General features: G+C 49.7%; 1 tRNA gene and 2 rRNA genes. All 3 read right to left on the reverse strand.

From position 1 onward, the window contains the following. A 23S ribosomal RNA gene (locus tag PCY71_RS14925) occupies positions 1 to 663 on the reverse strand; the annotation flags it as partial. Between the two features lie 127 nt (positions 664 to 790). Beyond that, positions 791 to 863, reverse strand: a tRNA-Ala gene (locus tag PCY71_RS14930). 64 nt (positions 864 to 927) lie between these two features. Beyond that, positions 928 to 1,146, reverse strand: a 16S ribosomal RNA gene (locus tag PCY71_RS14935); the annotation flags it as partial.

The raw sequence follows: 1,146 nt of genomic DNA on the forward strand, positions 1-1,146 counted from the left end.
TCCCTACGGCTCCGTCTCTTCAACTTAACCTCGCATCATAACGTAACTCGCCGGTTCATTCTACAAAAGGCACGCTCTCACCCATTAACGGGCTCGAACTTGTTGTAGGCACACGGTTTCAGGTTCTATTTCACTCCCCTCCCGGGGTGCTTTTCACCTTTCCCTCACGGTACTGGTTCACTATCGGTCACTAGGGAGTATTTAGGGTTGGGAGATGGTCCTCCCAGATTCCGACGGGATTTCACGTGTCCCGCCGTACTCAGGATACTGCTAGGTACAGAATCTATTTAAAATACGAGGCTCTTACTCTCTTTGGCTGACTTTCCCAAGTCATTCTTCTATAAATTCTGAGTCCACATTGCAGTCCTACAACCCCGAAGAGTAAACTCTTCGGTTTGCCCTTCTGCCTCTTCGCTCGCCGCTACTAAGGCAATCGCTTTTGCTTTCTCTTCCTGCAGCTACTTAGATGTTTCAGTTCACTGCGTCTTCCTCCTCATTCCCTTAACAGAAATGGGTAACAGGCATCAACCTGTTGGGTTCCCCCATTCGGACACCCCCGGATCGAAGCTTACTTACAGCTCCCCGAGGCATTTCGTCGTTTGTCACGTCCTTCTTCGGCTCCTAGTGCCAAGGCATCCACCGTGCGCCCTTACTAACTTAACCTTATTTTTGACCTTTCAGTCTTAAACTCATTAATTTTCACAGCGTTTTCGGTTTATTTTCTTGTTACTATTTGATATCGGTATTCAATTTTCAATGGACAAGTTCTTTATCTAGTCAAACTAGATAATGGAGCCTAGCGGGATCGAACCGCTGACCTCCTGCGTGCAAAGCAGGCGCTCTCCCAGCTGAGCTAAGGCCCCACATAGCCCTCTCAAAACTAAACAAGACTCAAGTGCATTCCGTGTGTCCTTACGGACTCCTTAGAAAGGAGGTGATCCAGCCGCACCTTCCGATACGGCTACCTTGTTACGACTTCACCCCAATCATCTATCCCACCTTAGGCGGCTGGCTCCTTGCGGTTACCTCACCGACTTCGGGTGTTACAAACTCTCGTGGTGTGACGGGCGGTGTGTACAAGGCCCGGGAACGTATTCACCGCGGCGTGCTGATCCGCGATTACTAGCGATTCCGACTTCATGTAGG

The organism is Streptococcus sp. SN3 (genome assembly GCF_030439905.1).